The 22,769-nt window shown below is 48.6% G+C and carries 20 protein-coding genes; 11 read left to right on the top strand and 9 right to left on the bottom strand.

Annotation, left to right across the window (positions count from 1 at the left end; genetic code table 11):
- Positions 1 to 83: 83 nt before the first annotated feature.
- The 4 genes from F608_RS0119535 to F608_RS0119520 all read left to right on the top strand — a co-directional run bounded on the left by F608_RS0119535 (position 84) and on the right by F608_RS0119520 (position 3,357).
- Complete coding sequence (locus F608_RS0119535) at positions 84 to 1,004, top strand: amidohydrolase family protein (RefSeq protein ID WP_022667372.1); 921 nt, start codon at positions 84 to 86, stop codon at positions 1,002 to 1,004.
- A gap of 2 nt (positions 1,005 to 1,006) precedes the next feature.
- Complete coding sequence (locus F608_RS0119530) at positions 1,007 to 2,209, top strand: acetate/propionate family kinase (RefSeq protein WP_022667371.1); 1,203 nt, start codon at positions 1,007 to 1,009, stop codon at positions 2,207 to 2,209.
- A gap of 340 nt (positions 2,210 to 2,549) precedes the next feature.
- Entirely contained in the window at positions 2,550 to 2,861 is a 312-nt protein-coding gene (locus F608_RS32650; RefSeq protein WP_022667369.1) for an Hsp20/alpha crystallin family protein, read from the top strand.
- Positions 2,862 to 3,120: 259 nt separating this feature from the next.
- The gene (locus F608_RS0119520; RefSeq protein WP_022667367.1) at positions 3,121 to 3,357 is read left to right on the top strand and encodes a hypothetical protein; all 237 of its coding nucleotides are present in this window, start codon (positions 3,121 to 3,123) and stop codon (positions 3,355 to 3,357) included.
- A 97-nt stretch (positions 3,358 to 3,454) separates the two neighbouring features.
- On the opposite strand, the gene F608_RS0119515 is transcribed toward F608_RS0119520, so the two are convergent.
- The 5 genes from F608_RS0119515 to F608_RS0119495 all read right to left on the bottom strand — a co-directional run bounded on the left by F608_RS0119515 (position 3,455) and on the right by F608_RS0119495 (position 7,669).
- A complete protein-coding gene (locus F608_RS0119515; RefSeq protein ID WP_022667366.1) occupies positions 3,455 to 4,207 on the bottom strand; it encodes an OmpA family protein in 753 nt (250 codons plus the stop codon).
- Positions 4,207 to 5,043 carry a motility protein A gene (locus tag F608_RS0119510; protein WP_022667365.1) on the bottom strand — a complete coding sequence of 279 codons (837 nt, stop codon included), beginning with the start codon at positions 5,041 to 5,043 and terminating at the stop codon, positions 4,207 to 4,209. The genes F608_RS0119515 and F608_RS0119510 overlap by 1 nt, the downstream gene beginning before the upstream one ends.
- Before the next feature lie 238 nt (positions 5,044 to 5,281).
- Entirely contained in the window at positions 5,282 to 6,289 is a 1,008-nt protein-coding gene (locus F608_RS0119505) for a succinylglutamate desuccinylase/aspartoacylase family protein (RefSeq protein WP_022667364.1), read from the bottom strand.
- A 1-nt stretch (position 6,290) separates the two neighbouring features.
- Positions 6,291 to 7,196 (bottom strand): 30S ribosomal protein S6--L-glutamate ligase, encoded by a 906-nt coding sequence (gene rimK, locus F608_RS0119500; protein WP_022667363.1) that lies wholly within the window; start codon positions 7,194 to 7,196, stop codon positions 6,291 to 6,293.
- The gene (locus F608_RS0119495) at positions 7,193 to 7,669 is read right to left on the bottom strand and encodes an ATP-dependent zinc protease family protein (RefSeq protein ID WP_033398868.1); all 477 of its coding nucleotides are present in this window, start codon (positions 7,667 to 7,669) and stop codon (positions 7,193 to 7,195) included. The genes rimK and F608_RS0119495 overlap by 4 nt, the downstream gene beginning before the upstream one ends.
- Positions 7,670 to 7,963: 294 nt before the next feature.
- Between F608_RS0119495 and F608_RS35085 the strand changes: the two genes are divergently transcribed.
- Positions 7,964 to 10,270, top strand: coding sequence for a mechanosensitive ion channel domain-containing protein (locus F608_RS35085; protein WP_022667361.1), 2,307 nt, complete (start codon positions 7,964 to 7,966; stop codon positions 10,268 to 10,270).
- Between the two features lie 46 nt (positions 10,271 to 10,316).
- Here F608_RS35085 and F608_RS0119485 read toward each other — a convergent pair whose 3' ends face one another.
- A complete protein-coding gene (locus tag F608_RS0119485; RefSeq protein ID WP_022667360.1) occupies positions 10,317 to 11,264 on the bottom strand; it encodes an AEC family transporter in 948 nt (315 codons plus the stop codon).
- Between the two features lie 217 nt (positions 11,265 to 11,481).
- On the opposite strand from F608_RS0119485, the gene F608_RS0119480 reads away from it, so the two are divergent.
- The 6 genes from F608_RS0119480 to F608_RS0119455 all read left to right on the top strand — a co-directional run bounded on the left by F608_RS0119480 (position 11,482) and on the right by F608_RS0119455 (position 19,817).
- The gene (locus F608_RS0119480; protein WP_022667359.1) at positions 11,482 to 14,226 is read left to right on the top strand and encodes a penicillin acylase family protein; all 2,745 of its coding nucleotides are present in this window, start codon (positions 11,482 to 11,484) and stop codon (positions 14,224 to 14,226) included.
- A 189-nt stretch (positions 14,227 to 14,415) separates the two neighbouring features.
- Positions 14,416 to 15,663, top strand: a complete 1,248-nt coding sequence (locus F608_RS32640; RefSeq protein WP_161626876.1) for an MFS transporter — start codon at positions 14,416 to 14,418, stop codon at positions 15,661 to 15,663.
- A 307-nt stretch (positions 15,664 to 15,970) separates the two neighbouring features.
- Entirely contained in the window at positions 15,971 to 17,812 is a 1,842-nt protein-coding gene (locus F608_RS0119465) for an HAD hydrolase-like protein (RefSeq protein ID WP_022667356.1), read from the top strand.
- Positions 17,813 to 18,355: 543 nt separating this feature from the next.
- On the top strand, positions 18,356 to 18,802 hold the full coding sequence (locus F608_RS34190) for a M15 family metallopeptidase domain-containing protein (RefSeq protein WP_153307549.1): 447 nt from the start codon (positions 18,356 to 18,358) through the stop codon (positions 18,800 to 18,802).
- A 16-nt stretch (positions 18,803 to 18,818) separates the two neighbouring features.
- Entirely contained in the window at positions 18,819 to 19,034 is a 216-nt protein-coding gene (locus F608_RS37415) for a M15 family metallopeptidase (protein ID WP_051148604.1), read from the top strand.
- 87 nt (positions 19,035 to 19,121) lie between these two features.
- On the top strand, positions 19,122 to 19,817 hold the full coding sequence (locus tag F608_RS0119455) for an aspartate/glutamate racemase family protein (protein WP_022667355.1): 696 nt from the start codon (positions 19,122 to 19,124) through the stop codon (positions 19,815 to 19,817).
- A gap of 475 nt (positions 19,818 to 20,292) precedes the next feature.
- Here F608_RS0119455 and F608_RS0119450 read toward each other — a convergent pair whose 3' ends face one another.
- The 3 genes from F608_RS0119450 to F608_RS0119440 form a co-directional block, all read right to left on the bottom strand.
- Complete coding sequence (locus tag F608_RS0119450) at positions 20,293 to 21,264, bottom strand: radical SAM protein (RefSeq protein WP_022667354.1); 972 nt, start codon at positions 21,262 to 21,264, stop codon at positions 20,293 to 20,295.
- A gap of 598 nt (positions 21,265 to 21,862) precedes the next feature.
- Positions 21,863 to 22,336 carry a universal stress protein gene (locus F608_RS0119445; protein WP_022667352.1) on the bottom strand — a complete coding sequence of 158 codons (474 nt, stop codon included), beginning with the start codon at positions 22,334 to 22,336 and terminating at the stop codon, positions 21,863 to 21,865.
- Positions 22,337 to 22,395: 59 nt separating this feature from the next.
- Positions 22,396 to 22,668, bottom strand: coding sequence for a hypothetical protein (locus tag F608_RS0119440; RefSeq protein ID WP_022667351.1), 273 nt, complete (start codon positions 22,666 to 22,668; stop codon positions 22,396 to 22,398).
- Positions 22,669 to 22,769: the final 101 nt, after the last annotated feature.

Genomic DNA, 22,769 nt, shown 5'->3' with positions numbered 1-22,769 from the left:
CAGGCAGGAACCGGATTTGACTTTATAAGACCCCGGCGGTTCTGCGATTAAGCAATCGCCGGATGATACAGGAGCAAAAAAGAATGGACATTATTGATTTTCGATTCAGACCCAACACCCCGGAAACCATCAACGGTATCCAGAACAGCAAGATGTTCAAAGGGCTCTGCGAGAGCATTGATTTTTCAAAGATGAAACCACAGACTCTGGATGAGGTGGTTGCGGATCTGGACCGATTTAATGTCCGCAAGGCCGTCATTACCGGTCGGGACTGCGAGACCACCTACGGAGCCAAATCCAACAATGACAGCGTCATAGAATTTGTTTCCAAATACCCGGAAAAATTCATCGGCTTTGTGGGGCTGGATCCCCACAAGGGCATGAAAGCCATTGAGGAGCTTAAGGTGTCGGTAAACGATCTCGGTCTGCGGGGGGGAGCGGTTGATCCCTATCTGGCCCAGATTTATGCCAATGATGCCAAGTACTATCCCATTTATTCCAAATGCTGTGAACTGGATGTGCCCATTGTTTTTACCACAGGACCGGCAACTTTGGTGCCCAACGCCATCATCGACCATGTGGCCCCAAGATATATTGACGTGGTTGCCCGGGATTTTCCCGAGCTGAAATTGATTATCAGCCACGGCGGTTACCCCTGGGTGAACGAGGCCATTATTGTGGCGGAGCGGAACCGGAACGTCTACATCGATTTGTCCGAATACGAATTCTCCCCCATGTCCGAAGCCTATATCCAGGCTGCCAACACCATGATTCCGGACAAGATCCTCTATGCCAGCGCCCACCCGTTTGTGGATTTTAAACAGGCCCTGAAAACCTATGAAAGCCTGGATTTCAAACCGGAGGTCCGCCAAAAAATCATGCATGACAATGCCGCCAAACTTCTGGGGCTTCAATCCCAGTATTCCGCTCCGGTGAACGGATCTGAAGTTCAGAGTCTGGTGGGGGATATTGTCCGTCAGGTCATGATGGAACTCAAAAAATAAAAATGAAAATACTGGTCATCAACTCGGGCAGTTCCTCCATCAAGTACAAATTGATAGACATGGATACGGAGGCTTCCCTGGGCGAGGGGGTTCTTGAGCGCATCGGAGAAGCCAAGGGAAAAATTCTTTATCATTCCCATCCCGGCACTTCCCGGGCGTTAACAAAGAAAATAGAAGCCCCTATCTCAGATCACAGCCACGGAATGGAATGGATTCTATCCCTCTTGACGGATGCTGAGTCGGGAGTGATTGAGAACAGAACATCCATATCGGCCATTGGCCACCGGGTGGTCCAGGGAGGCGAAAAATTCAAGGCTCCTGCTCTTATTGACGACGCAGTAACAGAGAGCATCCGGGCCAATATCCCCCTGGCTCCCCTCCACAACCCCGGGGCCCTTTCCGGAATCATTACCGCCCTGGATATGTTTCCGGAAGCCGGACAGGTGGCCGTGTTTGATACCGCTTTTCATCAGACCATTCCCGCCAAAGCCTATCGATATGCCCTACCCGACCGTTTATACACCGAAGCAGGCGTCCGCCGGTTCGGATTTCACGGCACCTCCCACAGGTATATTACCCGGGAGGCGGCAGACTATCTGGAAATTCCCCCGGATAAGATCAACCTCATCTCCCTCCACCTTGGGAACGGCTCCTCCATCACCGCCGTATCCGGGGGTAAAAGCGTGGATACATCCATGGGCATGACTCCCCTGGAAGGGGTGATCATGGGAACCCGCTCCGGTTCCATTGACCCGGCGATCATCTCCTACCTCGCCGACAACACCGGGATGAGCCTTGAAGAGATCATGACCCTTCTTACCCAGGAAAGCGGCTTAAAGGGCCTCTGCGGGTACAACGATCTCAGGGACATCCACAGGGCCGCGGCAGCCGGCAATGAACAGGCCGAACTGGCCCTGGATATGCTCATTTACAGCTATCGTAAGTATATCGGGGCATACTTTGCTGTTCTGGGAAGGGTGGACTGCCTTGTTTTTACCGCCGGGATCGGAGAGAACGATTCCGTTATCCGGGAGCGGGTCTGCCGGAACCTGGAAACCTTCGGCATTGAAGTGGACCCGGAGCGAAACCGAGATCTGTCAGATACCTGCTCTATAATCTCCACCTCCTCAAGCCGGGTAAAAGTTATGGTCATCTCCACCAATGAGGAGCTTGAGATTGCCAGACAAACCCAGATGCTCATCTGATCCCGGCGTCGGGCAAACCATTTCCGGCCCTTGATTTCATCTTTCAAACCCAAACGCCGGACCTTGCCCGTCCGTTCTGACAACCTGACTGCATAATTCCCAATCCCTATCCTTCCGCACAGTTCACCTCAACCCGTATGGCCGGGCCTTAGCCGGTAAGTGAATCCCGGCGAGGGAAGGATATCGCCGGGCAAAGCGCCGGAAACAATCATTTTCCAGGTTGTTTTTCCGATAATCGGTATTATATTATCCGGTGTTCAGGAGGAGAAAAACCGCCTCCGCTTTCATTGTTAAAAAATATAACAAAAATCCATCCTTAACCCGTAAGGAGATGAATATAATGGAAAAATCAAGTCACGAAAAAAAACGCACGGCTGCAGAGCTATGTTCCTGTGTTGATGATAAAACCTCCACCCTCCATCTTGAATTTACCATACCCGGTGTCCACAAAAAGGACATCAATCTGAAACTGAATGAGGACAGCTTTAACCTCAAAGCCGATAAAAACGATATTGAATATGTTTCCAGCGGAAGCTTCTGCTGCCCCGTTGAGATCAAAAAGACCGAGGCCAGCTATGAGAACGGGCTTCTTCTAATCAACATCCCTTTGAAGGATCCATGGAAAGATGCCTACAATGTACCCATTCACTAAACCTGTCACGGGTGCCATAGAAACAAGGCCGTACCCTTGAAGGATCTTATAAAAAACAGGCCCCTGCTCCAAAGCTCGGGCCTGTTTTTTTTATAGAATGTAAGCCTTGCCTAACAAACAACTTGAAACCCTGGCTTTCTATTCTTATCTTATGAATATCCCCCCTTGGGTTCAGGGGAAGCAATGAATTTCCCGTTGCCGGAGAACGGAATGAACCCTCCGGGAACGGACAGGAACTTTCACCGGAAAAGGAGAGTATATGGAATCTAAAACGGAAAATAAGTATATTGTCGACCTGAACATCCTCAACACCCATAACGAAAAAGGGTGTGAAGCCTGTAACCGGAAATTCAACCTGGGAGACAGCGTGGTTTTTGCCTGCGGGGCCTGGACCGATGACTGCGCCAGGCTGATTCACGAATCAGAGGCCGTGTTTGACGAAAATACCCGCACCTGGTACGAGCGCCGGTATTACCGGAATCTGGCCCCCGGATAAATTTATCCTCCGGCTCAGATCCATGAACCGGTTTGATGCCGGCCCAGCAGACAGAGTATCTGAAAAAAGGCCGTGTTAGAACCGGTTCAGCCCTTTTTCACCCTCTTTTGTTCAGTCCTTTCAACAAAGTGATTTCAACCCTGCGATTGGCCTGCCGGCCGGATGGAGTTCCGTTGTCCGCAACAGGATCAAAGGCTCCGAATCCCTCCACCGACATCCGGTAAGGATCTACCCCCCGGTCGAGTAAAAACTTTGCCACCCCAAAGGCCCTGGCCAGGGAAAGCTCCCAGTTGGAAGGAAATTGCCGGGTGTGGATGGGCGTATCATCGGTATGGCCCGAGACGATGACCCGGTAAACATACTCCCTGTCAATGAATTGCGCCACCTTTTCAAGGGGGATTTTTATGGGCTCCAGAAGATCGGCCCGGCCCGGCTCAAAACTGATTTCCTCACCGATCACCAGCACGATCCTGTCGGCCCTGACCTGGACGGAGTTCCCCTGACTGTCCATTCCGGTCCAGACCTGCCTCAGCCGGGTCCCGGCCTCTTTAAGTCCGTTCTCAGCATGAAGGATCTTTCTATTATCGGGGAAGGTCCGGGTCTTTTCTTTTACGGCTGCAGCTTCGGATTTCCGGGGCATCTGCGCAAAGGAAGGCAGTTCCGGCCTGGATGCATACAGCATGATAAAAAAGGCCAGGACAAGTGTCATGAGGTCCACCATGACCCACTGACTCATCTCACCGGAATCAAGGTCCAAAAGGGCCCGGCTTCTTTTGAGCTGGAGCCGGCGCCGCTCCGACATCTCCAGTTCGGAAGAAAGACGGTCACTTGCTTTTCCCATGGCCGGCATCAGACCACATCCTGCTGTTTGAAGCGGATGGATGGCCTGGGAAGAAATTTTTGAGACTCCGGATTCTTTGTTCTGCCCGTACCGGCATCGTCCATGTAAAAATCTTCCATACAATACTTGAGCCGATAGCCGACCGCCCTGGGATTGACCCCGTCGGCAATGTCCAAGACACCTTCAATGATCAGGACCAGTTCCATTGAATCCTGCCGGGTCTTCTCCGCCAGTTTTTTGCCCATGGGAAGAAAAATCAGGTTGGCATAGATCAACCCGTAAAAGGTTGTGAGCAGAGCCGTGGCCACGCCCTTCCCGATCATTTCCGGTGATCCCATGTGGTTGAGTACATTGACCAGGCCGACCAGGGTCCCCACAAAGCCGAAAATAGGCAGAAGCCGGATAATGGTATGAATCAAATCCGCCTCGGAACGCCGGGCATCCAGGAAATTGTCATGGACCTGTTCAAGGGTTTTAAAGATCGTATACCGGTCATACCCGTCCACCACCATTTCGATCCCGGCTTTAAGGAACCGGTTTTCGATCCGGACCGACTGCCGGTCCAGGGGAATGATTCCCTCGGTTCTCTGAATGGCCGAAAGGGACTCGATCTCACGAATCAGCCCCTTAAAATCCTTTGTCTTTCCGGAAAAGGCTTCCCGGATCTGCTTTACAAGATTGGTGAGCCTTCCCGGGGAGTAGGAAAAAAGGCAGCAGGCAAAGGTTCCGGCCAGGACGATCAGATTGCCCTTCAAATGAAGGACAATTGAAGGCACCTGGGAAAGAGCTGCCAACACACACAAGAGGATGAAAACAGCGGCAATGGGGATTATCTTTTTAATCATTTATTTCTCCTGGTCGTTCACATCAATCGGTTTCCCAAGGTATCGATAAAAGTATTCGCAAAAATCAAGCCAGCCCCTTTAAATAAAAATATCCCAAACTTTCAATTACTTAAAAATATCACCTTTTTGGGGAGAGGAAATTATTTCCCGGGATGGGAAAAAAGGGACTCCGTAAATTTAATCTGTTCCAGGGAATAGAAATATGAAGGGGATACCGGTCCAAAAAGGGCTTTCCGGGTCAGTCGATGAACTCTTCCCTGAAATCCTCGATGGCGGGTTCAATGCTTTTTAAGCGGTCAATATGGGCGATATGGATAATGGCATCCCCCTGGTGAACCAGGGGCAGGTTTAAACGGCCGATGACCATGCCTGAAACCGGCGAGGGGATATCCACCTCCCCGGAACCAAAGGGATCGGAGATGAACCCGATACGGCTGCCCTTTGTCACTCTTGCCCCAAGGGGTTTTTCCATTCTCAGGATGCCGGAAACCGGGGCGCGCACCCATGATGTGGAATCGGCCAGCAGGGTTTCCCCCTTTGGTTTCCGCTTGGAAAAAGATCTGATCATTCCGATACCGGCCATCACGGAAAGGATCCCATGAATTCCGGCCCGGATTCCCACTTCGTCGAACCGCAGGGCCTCTCCGGCCTCATACAGAACCGTACTGACATTTTCCTTGGCCGCCGCCTTCCGCAAAGACCCGTCCCGGGTGGCGGAATTGATCACCACGGGCACCTTAAAGGCCTGGGCGATTTCCAGGGATTTTAGATCTTCAAAGTTCACGCGGATCTGGGGCAGGTTGTCCCGGTGGTTTGAACCGGCGTGCAAGTCGATCCCGAAATCACTGCCCCGGACAATTTCCTCCATGAAGGAATGGGCCAGGCGGGAGGTCAGAGATCCGTTTTCAGATCCCGGGAAAAACCGGTTCAGGTCTCTCCTGTCCGGCGAGTACCGGGAATGATGGACAAAGGCATAGACATTGACCACGGGAACGGCGATGAGCGTGCCCTTGAGATTTATGATTTTTTTTAATTTCAGCAGCCTTCGTATGATCTCGATTCCCATGATCTCATCCCCGTGAACCGCACCGCAGACAAAGAGCCTGGGCCCTTTTTGACGGCCATGGATCACATGGACGGGCATGGAGGTTTCCGTATGGGTATAGAGGCCGGCCACGGGAAGATGAAGAATTGCCCGGGTGCCCGGATCAACCCTTGTCTTTGCGATAAAAACAGGAGATTGCATCTTATCCTTTGTTGACCCGCGTTTTCTTGGGCTGTCCGGCATTTTTTTCAATGTATTCAATCACCAGATCGGCCACATCCACACCGGTGGTCTTCTCGATCCCCTCAAGGCCCGGCGAAGAGTTGACCTCCATGACCACGGGTCCGTGATTGGACCTCAGAAGGTCCACACCGGCAATACTCAGGCCCATGATTTTTGCGGCACGCATTGCCGTGGACCGTTCTTCCGGGGTAATTTTTAATTTTACGGCATACCCTCCCCGGTGGAGATTGGATCTGAATTCTCCCTCGGGCCCCTGGCGAAGCATGGCCGCAACCACCTTGGAACCGATGACCCAGCAGCGGATATCCGCCCCCTTGGATTCCCGGATAAATTCCTGGACCAGTATATTGGCCTTCAGGCTTCGAAAGGCCTGAATAACGCTCTGGGCCGCTTTCTGGGTTTCCGCCAGGACCACACCCACCCCCTGGGTCCCCTCAATCATCTTCACGACCAGGGGAGCCCCCCCGACCATGGATATCAGATCATCGGTAAACTCCGTACTATGGGCAAATCCGGTAACCGGCATTCCGATGCCCTTCCGGGCCAGCAACTGAAGGCTCCTTAATTTATCCCTTGACCGGCTGATCGCCATGGACTCGTTCACACAATAAACTCCCATCATCTCGAACTGGCGGACCACGGCTGTGCCGTAGAAAGTGATGGACGCACCGATTCTCGGAATAATCGCATCAAATCCCTCCAGTTTTTCCCCTTTATAGTGAATGGTCGGGTTATGGGAGGTAATGTTCATATAACATCTCAAGGGATTGATAACGGACACCGAGTGGCCCCTTTTCTTTGAAGCCTCGACCAGGCGCCTTGTGGAGTAAAGTTCTGCTTTTCTGGATAAAATACCTATCTTCATAATATTCTCCTGTTTTTCTCCATGCCTGAATATGATTTGGAGAGCTTTTTACCGGTCAGATAAGATCTCCACGGATTGACAATAAACCGGTTCTCCAATGCCCTGCGGCCCAGGAGCATGCGGAACATCATCTTGTCCCGGTTTGTCAGTGTAATCTGAACGGGCCATTGGACGCCTCCCATCACCGCTGATGTTTCGATCACATACCGCTTTTCGATATGGCCTCCCGAGTCCTTTATCCTGCGGTAATCAATGACAGGAGCCACACAGTAGATCTCAATGTCCCGTTTTTTCTGAACCGGGTGAATGCCGAACCGGACCATGAGTTTTTTTTCCTGTTCAAAGGTCTCCAGGCTGAAGGTATGCAATGCCGATGTCCTGGCACCGGTATCTATTTTTGCTTTGATTGCCGGAATCCCCAGTTCCGGAAAAAAGAGCCACTCTTTCCATCCGATGACTGGATATGAATCCAATTTGGACTTTCCATTCTGTTTCAAAAAAGACAGATCCTTCCACGGGAGGTCCTGTACGGATCCCCGGAAATAAGCGGGATTGTTTTCGCCCCTGTGTAATAAAATTCCCGAAAAAAGTATCTTAGGCCGCAAGGCCCGTTCCTGTCAATTAAAAAGCAGGGGAGAAAAACGGGCACAGGCCGTTGAAATCCCGCATTGTGAAAAGAAACAAAGCTTTTTCCCCATGGTTTATTGCCGGATTTTGTGAGATGCTTATATTTTAAGAATTACCATTCAAGATCTGAGGAGAGAAAAATGAAACCGAGTCAATACCGGTCCTGCCACGCCATTCCTGCCCTGTTGCGCACCTGCCTTATGATGGTCGGCATTCTCTTTTTTCTTCTGTCCCCCCTCCTGATCCAGGCGGATGAAAAAGAGAGTAAAATGAATGGCCGGGACCTGCCCCGCATTGAAGAGATTGAAGAAAAAATAAATATCCTGGACCGGAAACTGGATCCTCTTTTAAAGACCCAGACCGGTCAACTGGCCGATGAATTGAATGTCACCCGGGACCAGATTCAGCAAAAAGCAGAGATGCTGACAAAGCTGAATTCAGCCTACCTGAAATTAAAAAACGCTGTCCAGGACCTGAAAAAGGCAAAAGAAGAAAATCAGACCTCAAAAAAGATCTATGAAGATTTCCGCAGCAAGGGAATGACGGCAAAGCCGCCCTATTCCCTTGCTTTTTACGATTCAATCAAAGTTGAAATTTCAACCACGGACAAGATCAGGCAAAGCCTTGAATTTACGATAGAAATGCAGCAAAAAGATATTGAAGATCATAAGGGGCAGCTCTCCCAAAAAGAATCCGAGCTCCGGCAGTTCAATGAAAAGCGGGTCAAGGCAGAAGGCGACAGGAAAACAGGGGAAGCCGTTGTCAGGGCTGAAATCCTGGAGACCGCCGTCCTTTACCTGAAGACTTTTCTAGAGGCCCTTGAAATTGAAAAACAGAGGTATGAACTCGATATCACCAATCTTGACATCCAGTCCAGGCTCCTTTTTGAACAGGAACAATACGTCAAATCAAACATCCACTACGATAAAACAGACCTGGATCATCAATTGGACATATTGGCAGCCAAAAAAAAAGTGACCGCCGGTGAAATAGAGAGGCTAAGGTCGGATCAGAAGCTTGTCGAGGTGGAATGGGGAAAAGCCCAGCACAAACTGGCCCTGGCCCGGGATGAGGCCGAAAGAAACCTTGCCCAGGCCTATCTTAAGGCCCGGGATGAGTGGAGACAGACCTACAATATCGTGCTTGAAATGAAGCGGGATTCCCTTGCCCTGTTAGACCGGCAGCAGCTTGTATGGAAGAACAGGTACGCCATCGTAAAAGGCGACCTGAACTTTCAGCAGCAGAAAGAGATCCGGCTTGAAGCGGAAAAAAGAATCAAAAACCTGAGCCAGACCCTGCAGATCCAGCAAAGTTACTTGAGCAACCTTCAGAATCAGATATCCTCCATCGAGAACCTGATCCAGGAACAGGGGCAGACCCTTGCTGAAAAAAAATATCTCAACGTGGTCCGGGATGCCTTAAAGAGGCGGTTTGAACGACGTCTTGAATATCAATCCCTGGTTATTTCAACGGATCAGCTGGAGCAGAATTTACTTGCCCAGATCAAAACCGGGCTGGACGACATATCCATTCGGCAGCAGATGATCCGGTTTCTCCAGATCGCTACCAAAATGTGGAACCTTGAAGTCTGGGTAGTGGATCAGCATTCCGTTTCCCTGGGAAAGATCCTGGTTGCCATCCTGATCCTGATCATGGGAAGTATCTTTGCCCGTTTTCTCATGGGCCGGATCCATACCCGGCTCCTGAAAACCTCCCAGTTCAAAGAGACAACCGTATCTGCCCTGCACAAGGGGCTCTCCTATTTTGCATATCTGCTGGTCTTCCTATTTGCGTTGAGGATCGTGAATATCCCTCTCACCGCCTTTGCCTTCCTGGGGGGTGCAGTGGCCATCGGTCTTGGGTTCGGCGCACAGAACCTCATCAATAATTTTATTTCCGGGTTCATCATCCTGGGCGAGAGACCCATTCAAATCGGGGATCTCATTGAAGTCGAAGGGGTCCTGGGAAAGGTGGAGGAAATCGGCGCCCGGTGCACACGGGTCAGGACCGGAGAAAACATACACAAACTCATTCCCAACTCAAGCTTCCTGGAAAAGAATATCACCAACTGGACCCTGTCGGACAATCGAATCCGGACAAAGATCGCAGTCGGCGTGGCCTATGGTTCTCCCGTGGATAAGGTGGAGAAAACCCTGCTCAAATCGGTGGAATCCAATGCAAAGGTCTTAAAGTTTCCTGAACCCTTTGTCATTTTTTCCGATTTCGGGGACAATTCACTGGTTTTCGAGGTCTATTTCTGGGTAATGATCCGGATGGTATTGGAGAAAAAGATGATTGAAAGCCGGGTGAGATTTGAAATTGACGCCCTTTTCAAACAGGAAAATATCGTCATTGCATTTCCCCAGCGGGATATCCATTTTGACAGGCCCCTGAGCATCAATTTAACCCGTGAACCCGATGTTTCCGGACCCCAGGGCCAAACATAGAAAGGATTGGCCGGCAAGGGAACTTTCATGGTTTTCTCCCCCTCCTTTATTGGACAGACTGCCAGAGGGCGATCCACAGGGGCATGGCCAGGATAGAGAGCAGGTATTGGATGAGCATCATGCCGGAGACGGCCTGGACATCTCCTCCATAGGTTTTCACGATGAGGATCAGATTGGTTGCCGGAGGGGAACAGGCCTGGATCATCATCAGGCTGCAGAACAGGGGCATGGCAGAATGAAATTTTGTAAAATAGAGAAGGACAAAAACCGCCAGGGGGATCAGGACGAATTTCACCCCGGAGACAATGAAAATATCCTTTCCCAGCGGCATATCCCTGAATGAAATGGCTCCGATGGTGGCACCGAGGACAAACACCGCCAGGGGAACCGTGGCCTGGCCCAGCAGATCCATGGATGCGATGAGGGTTCCGGGGATATGGGAGGAAAGGCCTGAAAAGACAAGGGCAATGGAAATGAAAATGGCCGCAAGGGGCGGTGTAATAAAGTCCCTGAGTTGAATCCGGGTCTTTTTTCCCCCTGAGAGCATGACCTTTCCGACACTCCACATGAAGGGATTGAGCCCCAGGGCAACGAGAAAACAATACAGGGCAAAAAGATCAAACTGGTCCGGAAAAAGGATCTGGCCGATGGGAAGCGGGATATAAATGGCATTCTGCATGCTGGCCAGGGTCATGAAGGGCCGTTTCTCCGGGTTCAAGCGGAACAGGACCGCGCTGAACAAAAGCCCCAGGATCAGGATAATCAATCCGGCAACCGGCAGCAGCCACCAATTGCCGAACTCTTCGGGCCGGAACCGGATCAAGGTCTTTGCCATGATCAGGCAGGGCAGAAAAATATTGACCGTTGCCTCGGACAGGGCTTTGACCTGTGAATTTGATACGATACGCCTCCTGACCAGGAGACCTGCGGCAAATGAAATGAGAAACAATTGAAAGATTGCGCCGGATACCGTCGTTATTGTCTGTATGAACATAAATGGGCCTGTTTGTCTTTATATTTCCAATGCCGGGGCACCATATCATACCCGTGCCCTTTCCGGATAGAGATTTATGGTTACGGGTCGTTTCAGCATCCATACAATTTCGCAAAAAAACATTGAATATTCAAACCCATCTCAGATATAGATAATTATCTTCAACCATTTGGGGTTGTTCCTAAAACTCTGAATATCAAATCAAAGGAGCGAAAAAATGATCGAGAAATCTGCAGTCCGTCTTGCCTTCGTTTTTCTTGTTTTTCTTTTGACGCCGGCCCCGGGCATGGGATTCAGCCGTGATATAACGGCGATCCAGGCCCCGGAGAAGTTTGATGTTCTGGACTATGAACCGGTGGACATATTCATTGAATTCAAGCAGGAGCCCAAAAAGGGTTCATTCAGGGCCTGGTTGAACTCCAGGGATATCAGCCACCTTTTTACCCCCGTGGAGAACGGATTAAAGGCCCGGGTGACCCTGGCCGACGGACTGCGCTCCTTTGAAGAGGATGAGCGCGGCTCCCTGCATTCCCGGGGCATGAATTTTCTGGTTACTGCTGCCAGGGCGAAAAAAAAGAACCGGAGATGGGATGTGGACCACCGGATATTTTTCCTGAGAACCGGAACCGTGGAAACCCGGCGGGACGACAGGGGGGTCTGGTTTATCACCGGTTCCGACAAGGTAAGCTCCCATACGGTTTTCAAGGCCATGGGATATGCCGTGGCAACGGACCGGCTCTGGCAGATGGAGCTGTACCGGCGTCAGTCCATGGGAAGGCTGGCGGAGATCTTCGGCCCCGGTCAACTGGGAACGGATATCTACCTTCGGACCATTGCCTATTCTGAGGAGGAACTGGCCCGGGGCGTTGAAAACCTGGACAAAGAGACCTCCAAAGTCATCAAGGGCTATGTGGCGGGCATCAACAAAAGAATAGAGGAGATCAAAGCCGACCCCTCTCTTCTGCCCGTGGAATTTCATTATACAACCGGCTTACCGCCGGAAAAGTGGACCTGCAAAGATATCCTTGCATGGACCGCCCTGATGCAGCGAAACTTTGACCCCGAGGCCCTGGACACGGCCCAGATCGACAATGCCGCCCTGTTTCAGACCCTGATCCAGACCTATGGCCCTGCCAAAGGGGCGGGAATGTTCAATGACTTAAGATGGACCAATGATCCGGAATCCCAGACCTATATCGTGGATGGTCCGGCTTCGGTTCCGGGCCGGGGCCGGGCCCTGGAAAAGACACTGGAAAGGACAGGGCCCGGGCTTTCCCGGACCGAATATGACGCTGCCGTGATCGCCGGAGCCGCCGACAAAATCAAGCAACGCCGGAAAAAGGTGGTTGAAAAACTCAAGGAGATCAATGCCTTTATCAAGATGGGAAGCTATGCCTGGGCAGTATCCGGCGAGCATACCGATACCGGAAACCCCATGATCTACTCCGGCCCCCAGATGGGATTTTCCGTCCCCTCCATCGTCACCGAGGGCTCCATCCGGGCCGGAGGACTCGATATCTCCGGGATGACGGTTCCGGGAATCCCGGGCATCATCATCGGGAGAACCCCCCACCATGCCTGGTCCATGCAGGTGGGCCACGCCCATACAACGGATTATTACTTTGAAAATCCCGAAGACGTGGAACTCCACCGCATGGAAACCATCAAGGTGCTCGGAGCCGAAGATGTCGTGATCCCCGTGTTCAGGACAGTCCACGGCCCTGTGATCCATCCCATGCCCTATGATCCGTCGGCAGCGGACCCAAGCCCCATAATCTCCTGGAAATACGCCCACTGGGGATATGAATTTAATTCCATCGAGGCTTTCCTGGACCTGGCCCGGGCCCGAAACATGGACGAGTTCGGTAAAGGCATCGAAAAGATCGGGGTGAGCCAGCATTTCTGCTATGCAGACCGGGACGGCAATATCGCCTATTGGATGTCCGGACGAAATCCGGTCCGGCCGGCCGGGGAATGGAGACTGCCCCAGGGCGCGGCAGGTCCGGCCCTGGAATGGGACAGCGCGATTCTCATGGACCGGTCCACGGACAGGAACCCGGCACGGGGATACTACGGCGGCTGGAACAACAAGACCCGACCGGATTACGACAATGCCTTTAACAGCACCAGTGACATTTACGGTGTCTTTCACCGCTCCCATGTAATTTACGATTATTTTGACAAGGCCATTGCGGAAAACAAAACACTCTCCTTTGAGGAGATCCGGGATCTGGCCCTGGATATTGCAACCACAGATTCATTCGGAAACGGGGGAAACCCCTGGCAGTTTGTGGAGGGGGAATTCACTTCAGCGGTTCTTGGGGCTGATGAGGCCGATCCCCCGGAGGAAAGACTTGAGGCCCTGGCCCTTCTTGAAAACTGGGACGGCCACTTTGTTGAGGGAGGACCGGACATGTGGACTGCCGGCCCGGACCGGGCAGATGCCTGGGTCCTCATGGACGCCTGGATCCGGGAAGTTTTGAAACTCACCTTTGAAGATGAACTGGGCGACGGACAGCCCAGGAGGGTTTTGTTTGACGTACTCCTCCACGGCCTGGCCGGGGAGGATTCGGGAATTGTCAACTCCTATGACTGGTTCCAGAATGCAGATCCAAGCGCCCCCCAGACCCCGGAAGAGATCATCGTCACGGCCCTTGATAATGTCCTGGACCGCCTGGGGGAAAACCCCTGGGGAATAAATCTAAGGGGAGAGATTGTGTATACCCATCCCATTCTGGGACAGGTCCACAGCCATCCCTTTGCCTCCAGGTCCACCTATGCCCACTGCCTGGAGTACGGGTCTGAAGGCCCGGTGCGGATCCAGAGCATGTTCCCCCTGGGAGAGTCGGGAAATATCCTCCTGGATTCATCCGGGTTCCCCGTCTTTGACGATCATTTCCGGAGCATGACCCCGGTCTTTGATAATTTTGTGTACCGGGACTTTCCGCTCTTTGACGAATAAGTGAAACCGAGTGCCAGGGCCGGCAGGGAGTCCATCTTCCTGCCGGCCGGCACATCGGCGCGATTAAAAATCCATTTTGCACCGGATTCTTTATCGGAGATCCACAGGATTTGAATCTTTATGGTTTTGTGATGGGGGTGGTTTATGGTATGAAACCTGAACTTCAACTTGAATAGGGGAAAACAGCCTGTGGATTCAAAACCGCCGTCCGCCATTGGAAAGGGAACCCGCCTGAAGATATTTTTGCCCTTTGCCTTTGGATATTTTCTCTCCTATGTCTTCCGGGTGGTCAATGCCGTGATTGCCCCGGACCTTGCCCAGGATCTTAACATCGGCCCCTCGGATCTGGGGCTTTTAACCTCCACCTATTTTATCGCCTTTGCCTCGGCCCAGCTGCCCCTGGGGATCCTCCTGGACCGCTACGGCCCCAGGATCGTGGAGTCTTTTCTCCTGCTCTTTGCCGCTTCCGGAGCTGCCCTGTTTGCCTTTTCAGACAGCCTTGCCGGGGTGATCCTGGGACGGGCCCTGATCGGATTCGGGGTGTCGGCCTGCCTCATGGCGGCCTTTAAATCCTATGTGATCTGGTTCCCGGGCCGGGCCCTGTCCCGGATCAACGGATTCCAGATGGCCGCCGGCGGCCTGGGCGCCCTGGCCGCCACCACCCCGGTGGAATGGGCCCTGGGATTTACAGACTGGCGGGGGCTGTTCTGGGCCCTGGCCGTTCTCTCCCTGGCCAGTGCACTGACCCTGTTCCTGGTGGTTCCGGAATCCCCGGCACAGACCGAGCCCGAAGAGATCCGCATCCAGATCCGGGGAATCGTCCAGGTCTTCAAGAGCCCCGTCTTCTGGCGGATCGCTCCCCTGACCACCCTGTCCCAGGCCGGGTACATCTCCCTCCAGGGCCTCTGGGCCGGTCCCTGGCTCAGGGATGTGGCCGGTCTGCCCCGGGAAGATGTGGCCGCATTGCTCTCCTGGTCGGCCATGGCCATGATCACGGGATTCATCACATTGGGGTTTCTGGCGGATCGCCTCTTTAAAAAAGGAATTTCCGTCCGGACCACGGCGGTTTCCGGCATGACTGTTTTCCTTTTGATCCAGTCCCTTATTGCCTTTGCCCTGCCCCTGCCGCCAGGCCTTCTCATGGTGCTGTTCGGTTTTTTCGGTACCTCGGGGATCCTCTCCTATACCTCCCTGACCCTGGATTTCCCGCCCACCCTTTCCGGAAGGGTCACCACGGGAATCAATCTTCTAGTTTTTGTGGCGGCCTTCACCATCCAATGGGCCATCGGCGCCGTCATCAACCTGTGGGAGATCAGTGCAGCCAACACCTATGATCCGGCAGGATACCGGGCCGGCTTTTCCGCCCTGCTCTTCTGCCAGGTTCTGGCTTTGATCTGGTTCTGGATGTCAGGGTGGAAAAGGGATAAAAGGGTTTAGGCTGATGGTATCAATTGCAGGACGCATGCATCTGATTTTTAAAGGGATAAACTTTACACTTGCGTTTTCTGGTTGGGGATGGTTAATCTCCAATTAAGGTACCAGTTGATTTTCGGTTTCAGCCCAAGCTCTCTTCACTTGGTTGGTTATCATTAAAATTTTCAGGATATGCGGTTAGCTGTCAGATATTAAACGGATAAACGGACAACCGCTCAATCACTTGTTCACGGCGGCTGTGCCGGTCAGCACCGCATTACAGAAAAATTTGGGCCCGAAATATGAATCACATTATTAAAGGTGAAATTTGATGAAAGTATTCATAAGCCACGCATTAATAGACAAGGACTTAGCTGAGAGCTTTAAAAAAACTATATCGTCTATATCTCTTGGTCTCATAAAACCATGGCTTTCCTCTTCATTAGATGGCCTTAAACCTGGCGATGTACTATGGGATGAAGTACACCAAAATTTGAATTCATCAGATAAAATTATTGCTTTGTTAACCCCTAACAGTTTTACAAGACCTTGGGTCTTGTACGAAAGCGGTTATGTAGCTGGATTGAAAAAAAATAATGTAATCCCGATAACAATTGGATTGTCTAAAAGTCAGTTACCGTCTCCTCTATCAGCATATGTAATATATTCAGGGGATAATGCGAATGATTTGTCAAAATTTTTCTGTCAAATACTAGCAGAAGTCGTTCCAGAACCTAATCAAAATATTATTCAGTCACAAACGATGGAGTTTATTGATGAAATCTCAAGTCTATTTATAGACATAAATACAGACAAGCAAATTGATGAGAATGAAATATTATCGCAAATAGAAATAAGATTAGTTGATAAATTAAAGGCATCTCAAATATTTCAAAATAAACTTAGCGATCCGAATGTTAAAGAGATATCTATCCTTACTTATACAAACGAAGTGGAGTCTGGTAATATTAGCCATCACAGGTTACAGGGAGATAAAAACATAAAAATTTTTAAGAGATCGATTTTAGCTGATTTAAGTGAACAACAAATATCTAACATTAATAATGTCAAGAATAAGCTATCCATAAGGCCATGGGATAAGTTTAAAATTTCATATAACGCATCGAGGTTACTCGAAGAAGAATTCGAACATACTGCGAGTGTCAAAATTGAACAATATTTTTATGATGCGCCTCCATCAAAAAGAGCATATTTATTTGATAATAATGAGGCAATAATCGCATCCTACGAGAACAAAAAAGATCATTCTGAGAATGGTGGAAGTCTCTATAGAGGAATGAATAGTTCAAAAAGTTTATGGGTGAATAGGAACTCCATACTTGGGTCTCATTTGATAGATGAAGTAAAACAATCAATTTTCACATTAGAAAAAATAAGTAGGTCTTGGAAAGAAGAGCGAAAAGCTATTCAGAAACTTAATGGTTGGAGAAATATTACAAGGAAACCTTGTTTGAATCCAAAAGTTGTATTTTTGGATATGGATGGTGTTCTGTATAATTCATTACCGCATTATGTTTCTGCTTGGCAGGAGGGTTTTAAAGCGATTGATTTATTGTTTCCTGAGATTGAAGTATATCGACAAGAAGGAAAGCCTAGTAAAGCAACCGTTGAAGATTATCTTGATAGAATAGGTGCTAAAGGAGTTAGTCATGGAAATATTGCAGAAGTATTAAAACGCAAAGATGATGCCTTGAATGAGTTAGGAAGCCCACCTATTCAAGAAGGTGCAATTGAAATGGTTAAAAAAATAAGTGATTCTAATTTACCAATGTATGTTGTCACAGGATCCAGCAGAACAGGAATAAAGGAGAAAATTTATAAAGACTTTGAAGGATTGATTGAAATGGATCAGGTTATTACCGGAAATGATTATAAAAAAGGTAAACCATATCCCTTCCCTTTTCAAATAGCATCTATCAAATCGAATTGCTGCGCTGAAGAAAGTATAGTAATAGAGAACGCACCTCTAGGAATAAAGTCAGCAGAAAGCTTTGGATCTTTCTGTATTGCTTTGAATACAGGCATCCTAGACGATTCGGAATTAGAACAAGCCGGGGCCAGGATTATTTTCGATTCTTGTAATTCTTTATCTAAAAATTGGACTAATTTATTTTCTGAAATAACACGTCATATCAAACAGGTACATTATTAGCGTTTCACTGGGTAATCGGGGGAAGTTCTTTTTGACCCTTGTGCGAAAAATTCAATAAGCCAAATGAACCTGGTGAACCGGTTATTTGGAAAAATTCAACGACAATAATAAAAAAATGTAATGAGAGTTTAAAGGTATAATTGATGATTGAAATGACTGAAGGTGGTCAAGCAATTGTTTTGAATGTAAAGGGCTTGGGTGGGGCCAAAATTAGAACTCTAATTTCATCTCAGGTCTAAGGCTAAGGGGGTTAAGGCTAAGGGGGTCGGGCCACGATAACCAATTAAAATAATGACAAATCACCTCGAAAAACACCCCGATTTTGAGGCTATATTGTACTTTTCGGGGGCAAAAAGAGCAATATAGAGAATATGTACTTAAATTTTAGCCAGCGTAAAATGCCCTATATCGCTGATTTTGATACTAAAAACAGCGATATAGGCCTTAAAAATGGTTATAAATCGAACATATTGACTGAAAATTCGAATAGTTAGTGTGGCCCGACCCCAAGCAAACCAAGCAAACCAAGCAAAGCAAATGGATATGAATATTCCCAAACCATATATTTTGTATTTAAGCATTGTTATTTTATTTCTTGCTGGTTCCATTTGTCATGCTAATGAAGTTGAAAAGAAATTCATTGAAGCAGGGCTTGTAGACATTCATACGATTGATGAATCGATTAAAGTTGATCTTGTGAATTCTGATCCCGAGAAAAACTATTTCCGAGAAAATTTCTATGATGGGCTTAAAAAAGCTTACCTGCGTAGAGAAGTCGCCCAAAAATTGTCATTGGCTCAAAAGTATTTAAAATCAACATTTCCGGACCATTCAATTTTGATTATAGATGCTGCTCGGCCAAGAAGTGTATCTAAACTTATGTATGAGAAAATGAAGGGAACCAAGTTCGAGAAATTTGTTGCAAATCCCAATAGAGGATCAATGCATAATTACGGCATAGCTGTTGATGTGACCATAGTGGACGGATAATGATAAAGAAATTGATATGGGATTCACTCCTTTTTACAAGAGCAATCTGTCAATATATTGGGGGTATGCAAAACTCAAGATGTTTGATCTCGGCGAAGGACAGAAAAGAAACCGGAAACTGTTATCGAATATAATGAAAAAGGTTGGTTTTTTTCCTCTAAGCTATGAATGGTGGCATTTCAACGGAATGGCGAAGGATAAAGCACGTAAGAAATATAATATAATCGAGTAATTTATAACATTTTGCTCCACCAGATTCGGGCCAAAAAGCGGCCCTCTCTGGTGAGCAATGCGTTATCCAGCAAAAGGAAGTGATTTCATGTCAAAATGTATGATCGGAATTTTAGGCGGAATGGGACCAAGATCGACAGCATCATTCATAGATGCTGTTGTCGATCAGTGTCAAAAACTCTATGGAGCTTCATTAGATGAAGATTTTCCAAAGATGATGATACTGTCCCTTCCTACCCCATTCTATGTCGACCGCCCCATTGATCATAGCTTAATGAAAAAAACGATAGATAGTGGACTTAAACAACTTGAGTCGACAGGCGTAAATTTCATAGCAATGCCATGCAACTCAGCGCATGCTTATTACAGCGACTTGGCTTCCTCAATCAATATCTCATTGCTTAACATTATCACAGAGACACTCCCTTTTTTAGGCAGTTCTGGTCCTGTGACTCTTATAGGAACCCAAGGAACCTTTGATTCCGGATTATATCAAATGGGCTTCAAGAATATTAATCTAGAATTTATTTTCCACAGTAACTGGCAAAAGAAGATCAACCAAATTATATCTTTAATTAAGTCGGGAAAGGTGAAAGAGGAGGCTTGTATACATTGGAATGAGCTACTGAGTGATCTCAATAATTCTCAAGTAGAGCAAGCAGTTATCGCATGTACTGATCTAAACGCTGTTCTTCCCTTTTCAAAGACTAACATTGTTTTTATAGATTCCACAGAGTCCCTGGCAAAAGCAACTGTAAACAAGTACCTTTTAGAAGGTGGATAACGAATGTTTACACCGGACTGCATATCGCCGCTGCTGGACTCAAGTTATGTGGCTTTGTCAAAATCATCATTAATCAACCAACCAATGAACCAATGCCAATGGGGTCGGGCCGTAGTAACCAATTGAAATAAAGAGAAATAACCTCAAAATACACCTCGATTTTGGGTCTATATTCCACTTTTCGGGGCCAAAAAGAGCGATATAGAAAATTTGAATAAATTTTCAAAATAGAGTCGGACCAAGGAAATTTATACAACCATTTGTTTTCAAAAGACAAAATTCCTTAAATCCCTCATAAACTGCTCGTAACCGCCTCATTTTCAAAATGAACTTTCTAAGGGGGCTTCATCATTTTGAGGCTTGTGGGTAGGAAATAGGGGTTTGAATTATCCTTTTCTTATATTTCAAGACCTGCCCCTATTGACCCCAGCCCTTTTGTTCAGGGGCGGCGGCATCTTTTTGACAGGCCGTCTCCTCAAAATCGTTTATCTATGAGCACCAGTTCTTTTTTAACGGTTTTGCGGAACGGATTGCATTTCATCCGGCAATAGGAATTTGTCTTTGACAGGGACAGAATCTCACTGAAATAAGGGCCTTTCAGAATATCTGAAAGGGGTGTTGTCTTGAAATTGATCTGATCATAATACATTGCGGCCAGGGGCGGCAGAAAATCAAACAGAGAATTGTGTTCAGTAATATACATACAATGGGCAAAGCAGCAGGGATGGACCGTGCCGTCCGCTGCGAGATAAAGCGATCCGTTGCTAATCGGCTTGCACGTGGCCCGGGTATCGGAATCTGACAGCTTTTCATCATAGGTCTTGAAAATATCCCGTTTAATCTGGAATTCGATCTTCTCAGGTTTTTGCAACTCCCCGCCGTAGTCCCTGGACGGGATAACAAAAAAGCGCTTGCATCCGATTCTTTCCGCCTCTTTTTCAGCCTCTGCAATCTGGTGCTCATTGTGCCGGAACACGATGAATTTCCAGTGAGCCACCCCGCCAGCACCGGCAAAGGCTTTGATATTCCGGACGATCTTGTTGTAATCGGTTCCCCGCCTGTGAACAGCATGGGTATCGGCAAGACCGTCAACGGCAAACTCCATGGTTCCGTCCCTGAAGAATTTTCCCAGGGAGGCCCACCAGTCCGCGCTCTGCATGGACCCGTTGGTATCCCCCCCAAGAACAACATCTCGGTTCAATCCCTTGATATAGGCTGCAATCTTCACCATGTCCGGATTGGAGGAGAGATCCCCGAAATTGCCGGCAAAGCTGATCCATTTCAACTGCCGGACAAGCGTTTCCGGCAGTTTTTTAAAATCTTCCAGTAAGATCCTGAAATTGCCGTACCGCCGGATCTTCTGGTCCCGGCTGCAGAACGGGCACTTCCCGTTGCAGCTGGAAGACATTTCGATGTTGAGCGCTTTAATCTGTTTTAGGGCAAGCATGGAAGCATCCTGATCCGGTTGGAAAACTGAGCCTTTCTAACCGAATTTTGTATAAAAGTCAAAATCTAATGCCCCCCCGGCATCATCAAATACAAAACTGCACCTTCCCAAAAAACGGGAGCGTGGGTTAAGCCACATTTTTTAGGTTGTACCATACCTGCTCACTGTGAGCAGGCGTTTTCCAACCCTTGGCCGAATGCTTTCGTCTCTGGTTATAGAGAAAGAGAATAGGGTCGGACCAAGGAAATTTACATAACCATTTGTTTTCAAAAGATAGAATTCCTTAACCCCCTCACAAACTACTCTTAACGGCCTCATCTTGACCCCAAAATGAACTTTCTAAGGGGTATTCTTCATTTTCCGGCTTGTGGGTAGGAAATAGGGGGCAGGTCTTGAATTATCCTTTTCTTATATTTCAAAACCTGCCCCCTGCCCCTGTCAAAACCGGAACACCGTCCTCAATTCATGGGTATGTCTGATAAGTTAGGATTCTGGTGCAAAAAAATTTTAACCGGAAGACTATTTCACATTCTGGAGATTAAAATTTTCGCGCAACGGAGAAATCAGGCCAAAAGACAATTAGGGTTGGCCTTGGTTTTTAGTCCACGATGACCATGGGAATGCCACCCAGGGCGTTCATTACCCGCAGAACATTGCTGCCCATAAAAAAATCTTTTATGCCTGAGACCGACCGCCGTCCCATGGCAACCATGCCGTAGTTCCCCTTTTTTACCTCCTGCACAATATCGGCGGCAATGCCTTTGTTCTGGGCCTGCGTTTTTACGTGGATCTTGGCGTCGGAAAACCCGGCATTCAGTAAAGCCATTTTTGCTGTTTCAAGCGTTACCAGCATCATATCCTGGCGCCGCTCCTCCATGCGGCAAAAGGCATTCCGCTCTTTTTCAAAATAGGGTGTGAGGCTGGGGCTGTCGAGCCCGCATGCGGCCGCTGTATCCGGCACGACATGGAACAGCGTGATCTCATGGTCTTTGTCCAGGTGTTCTGCGACAAAGGTGACGGTGTTTTTGGCACACTCAGATTCGTTAAACGGAATCAGTATTTTACGATTCATGGTCTCTTTCTCCTTATTTTATATTCGTCGCCGTGAATATTCTCCTCTTCTTCCACCCCTTAACCGATCCAGTCCCCGATCTGGCGTTTGAACTCTTCCATGCGTTCTTCTCCGGCGATTTTGATTTCATCAAGTCTGGTTTTAACCGTTGTGATATCCGACTGGATCGATCTGATTTTTTCTGTGAATTCTGATTTAATTTCCGCACCGGCCTCCTCGGTTTCCGCCTCAGCCTGCTTTTTTGCCGCTTCCGCCTTTTCAGCCTCAGCCTCTTTTTCCAAGGCATTGACCCGGGATTCCAGCTTCTTTATCAATTGGTCTTTTAGAGACATGGATATTCTCCTTTTGTTTTGGGATCAACTTCGTTTTCGTTCGAATTCCTGATAACAGATATCTTATTTTGCCGGGGGACGAGTGTAAATGGGGGAATATC

Origin of the sequence: Desulfospira joergensenii DSM 10085, assembly GCF_000420085.1 — a bacterium.
In the GTDB taxonomy this organism is placed as follows: domain Bacteria; phylum Desulfobacterota; class Desulfobacteria; order Desulfobacterales; family Desulfobacteraceae; genus Desulfospira; species Desulfospira joergensenii.
This window is presented reverse-complemented; position numbering and strand designations above follow the sequence as displayed.

What these genes read in the sequence shown, in the direction of transcription:
- rimK (WP_022667363.1), bottom strand. Translation starts at nt 7,196, where the DNA reads ATGAAGATAGGTATTTTATCCAGAAAAGCAGAACTTTACTCCACAAGG.
- F608_RS0119520 (WP_022667367.1), top strand. Translation starts at nt 3,121, where the DNA reads ATGGAATCTAAAACGGAAAATAAGTATATTGTCGACCTGAACATCCTC.
- F608_RS0119455 (WP_022667355.1), top strand. Translation starts at nt 19,122, where the DNA reads ATGTCAAAATGTATGATCGGAATTTTAGGCGGAATGGGACCAAGATCG.
- F608_RS0119485 (WP_022667360.1), bottom strand. Translation starts at nt 11,264, where the DNA reads ATGTTCATACAGACAATAACGACGGTATCCGGCGCAATCTTTCAATTG.
- F608_RS34190 (WP_153307549.1), top strand. Translation starts at nt 18,356, where the DNA reads ATGAATATTCCCAAACCATATATTTTGTATTTAAGCATTGTTATTTTA.
- F608_RS0119535 (WP_022667372.1), top strand. Translation starts at nt 84, where the DNA reads ATGGACATTATTGATTTTCGATTCAGACCCAACACCCCGGAAACCATC.
- F608_RS0119440 (WP_022667351.1), bottom strand. Translation starts at nt 22,668, where the DNA reads ATGTCTCTAAAAGACCAATTGATAAAGAAGCTGGAATCCCGGGTCAAT.
- F608_RS0119480 (WP_022667359.1), top strand. Translation starts at nt 11,482, where the DNA reads ATGATCGAGAAATCTGCAGTCCGTCTTGCCTTCGTTTTTCTTGTTTTT.
- F608_RS35085 (WP_022667361.1), top strand. Translation starts at nt 7,964, where the DNA reads ATGAAACCGAGTCAATACCGGTCCTGCCACGCCATTCCTGCCCTGTTG.
- F608_RS0119515 (WP_022667366.1), bottom strand. Translation starts at nt 4,207, where the DNA reads ATGCCGGCCATGGGAAAAGCAAGTGACCGTCTTTCTTCCGAACTGGAG.
- F608_RS0119450 (WP_022667354.1), bottom strand. Translation starts at nt 21,264, where the DNA reads ATGCTTGCCCTAAAACAGATTAAAGCGCTCAACATCGAAATGTCTTCC.
- F608_RS0119445 (WP_022667352.1), bottom strand. Translation starts at nt 22,336, where the DNA reads ATGAATCGTAAAATACTGATTCCGTTTAACGAATCTGAGTGTGCCAAA.
- F608_RS0119505 (WP_022667364.1), bottom strand. Translation starts at nt 6,289, where the DNA reads ATGCAATCTCCTGTTTTTATCGCAAAGACAAGGGTTGATCCGGGCACC.
- F608_RS0119510 (WP_022667365.1), bottom strand. Translation starts at nt 5,043, where the DNA reads ATGATTAAAAAGATAATCCCCATTGCCGCTGTTTTCATCCTCTTGTGT.
- F608_RS0119530 (WP_022667371.1), top strand. Translation starts at nt 1,007, where the DNA reads ATGAAAATACTGGTCATCAACTCGGGCAGTTCCTCCATCAAGTACAAA.
- F608_RS0119465 (WP_022667356.1), top strand. Translation starts at nt 15,971, where the DNA reads ATGAAAGTATTCATAAGCCACGCATTAATAGACAAGGACTTAGCTGAG.
- F608_RS32650 (WP_022667369.1), top strand. Translation starts at nt 2,550, where the DNA reads ATGGAAAAATCAAGTCACGAAAAAAAACGCACGGCTGCAGAGCTATGT.
- F608_RS37415 (WP_051148604.1), top strand. Translation starts at nt 18,819, where the DNA reads ATGGGATTCACTCCTTTTTACAAGAGCAATCTGTCAATATATTGGGGG.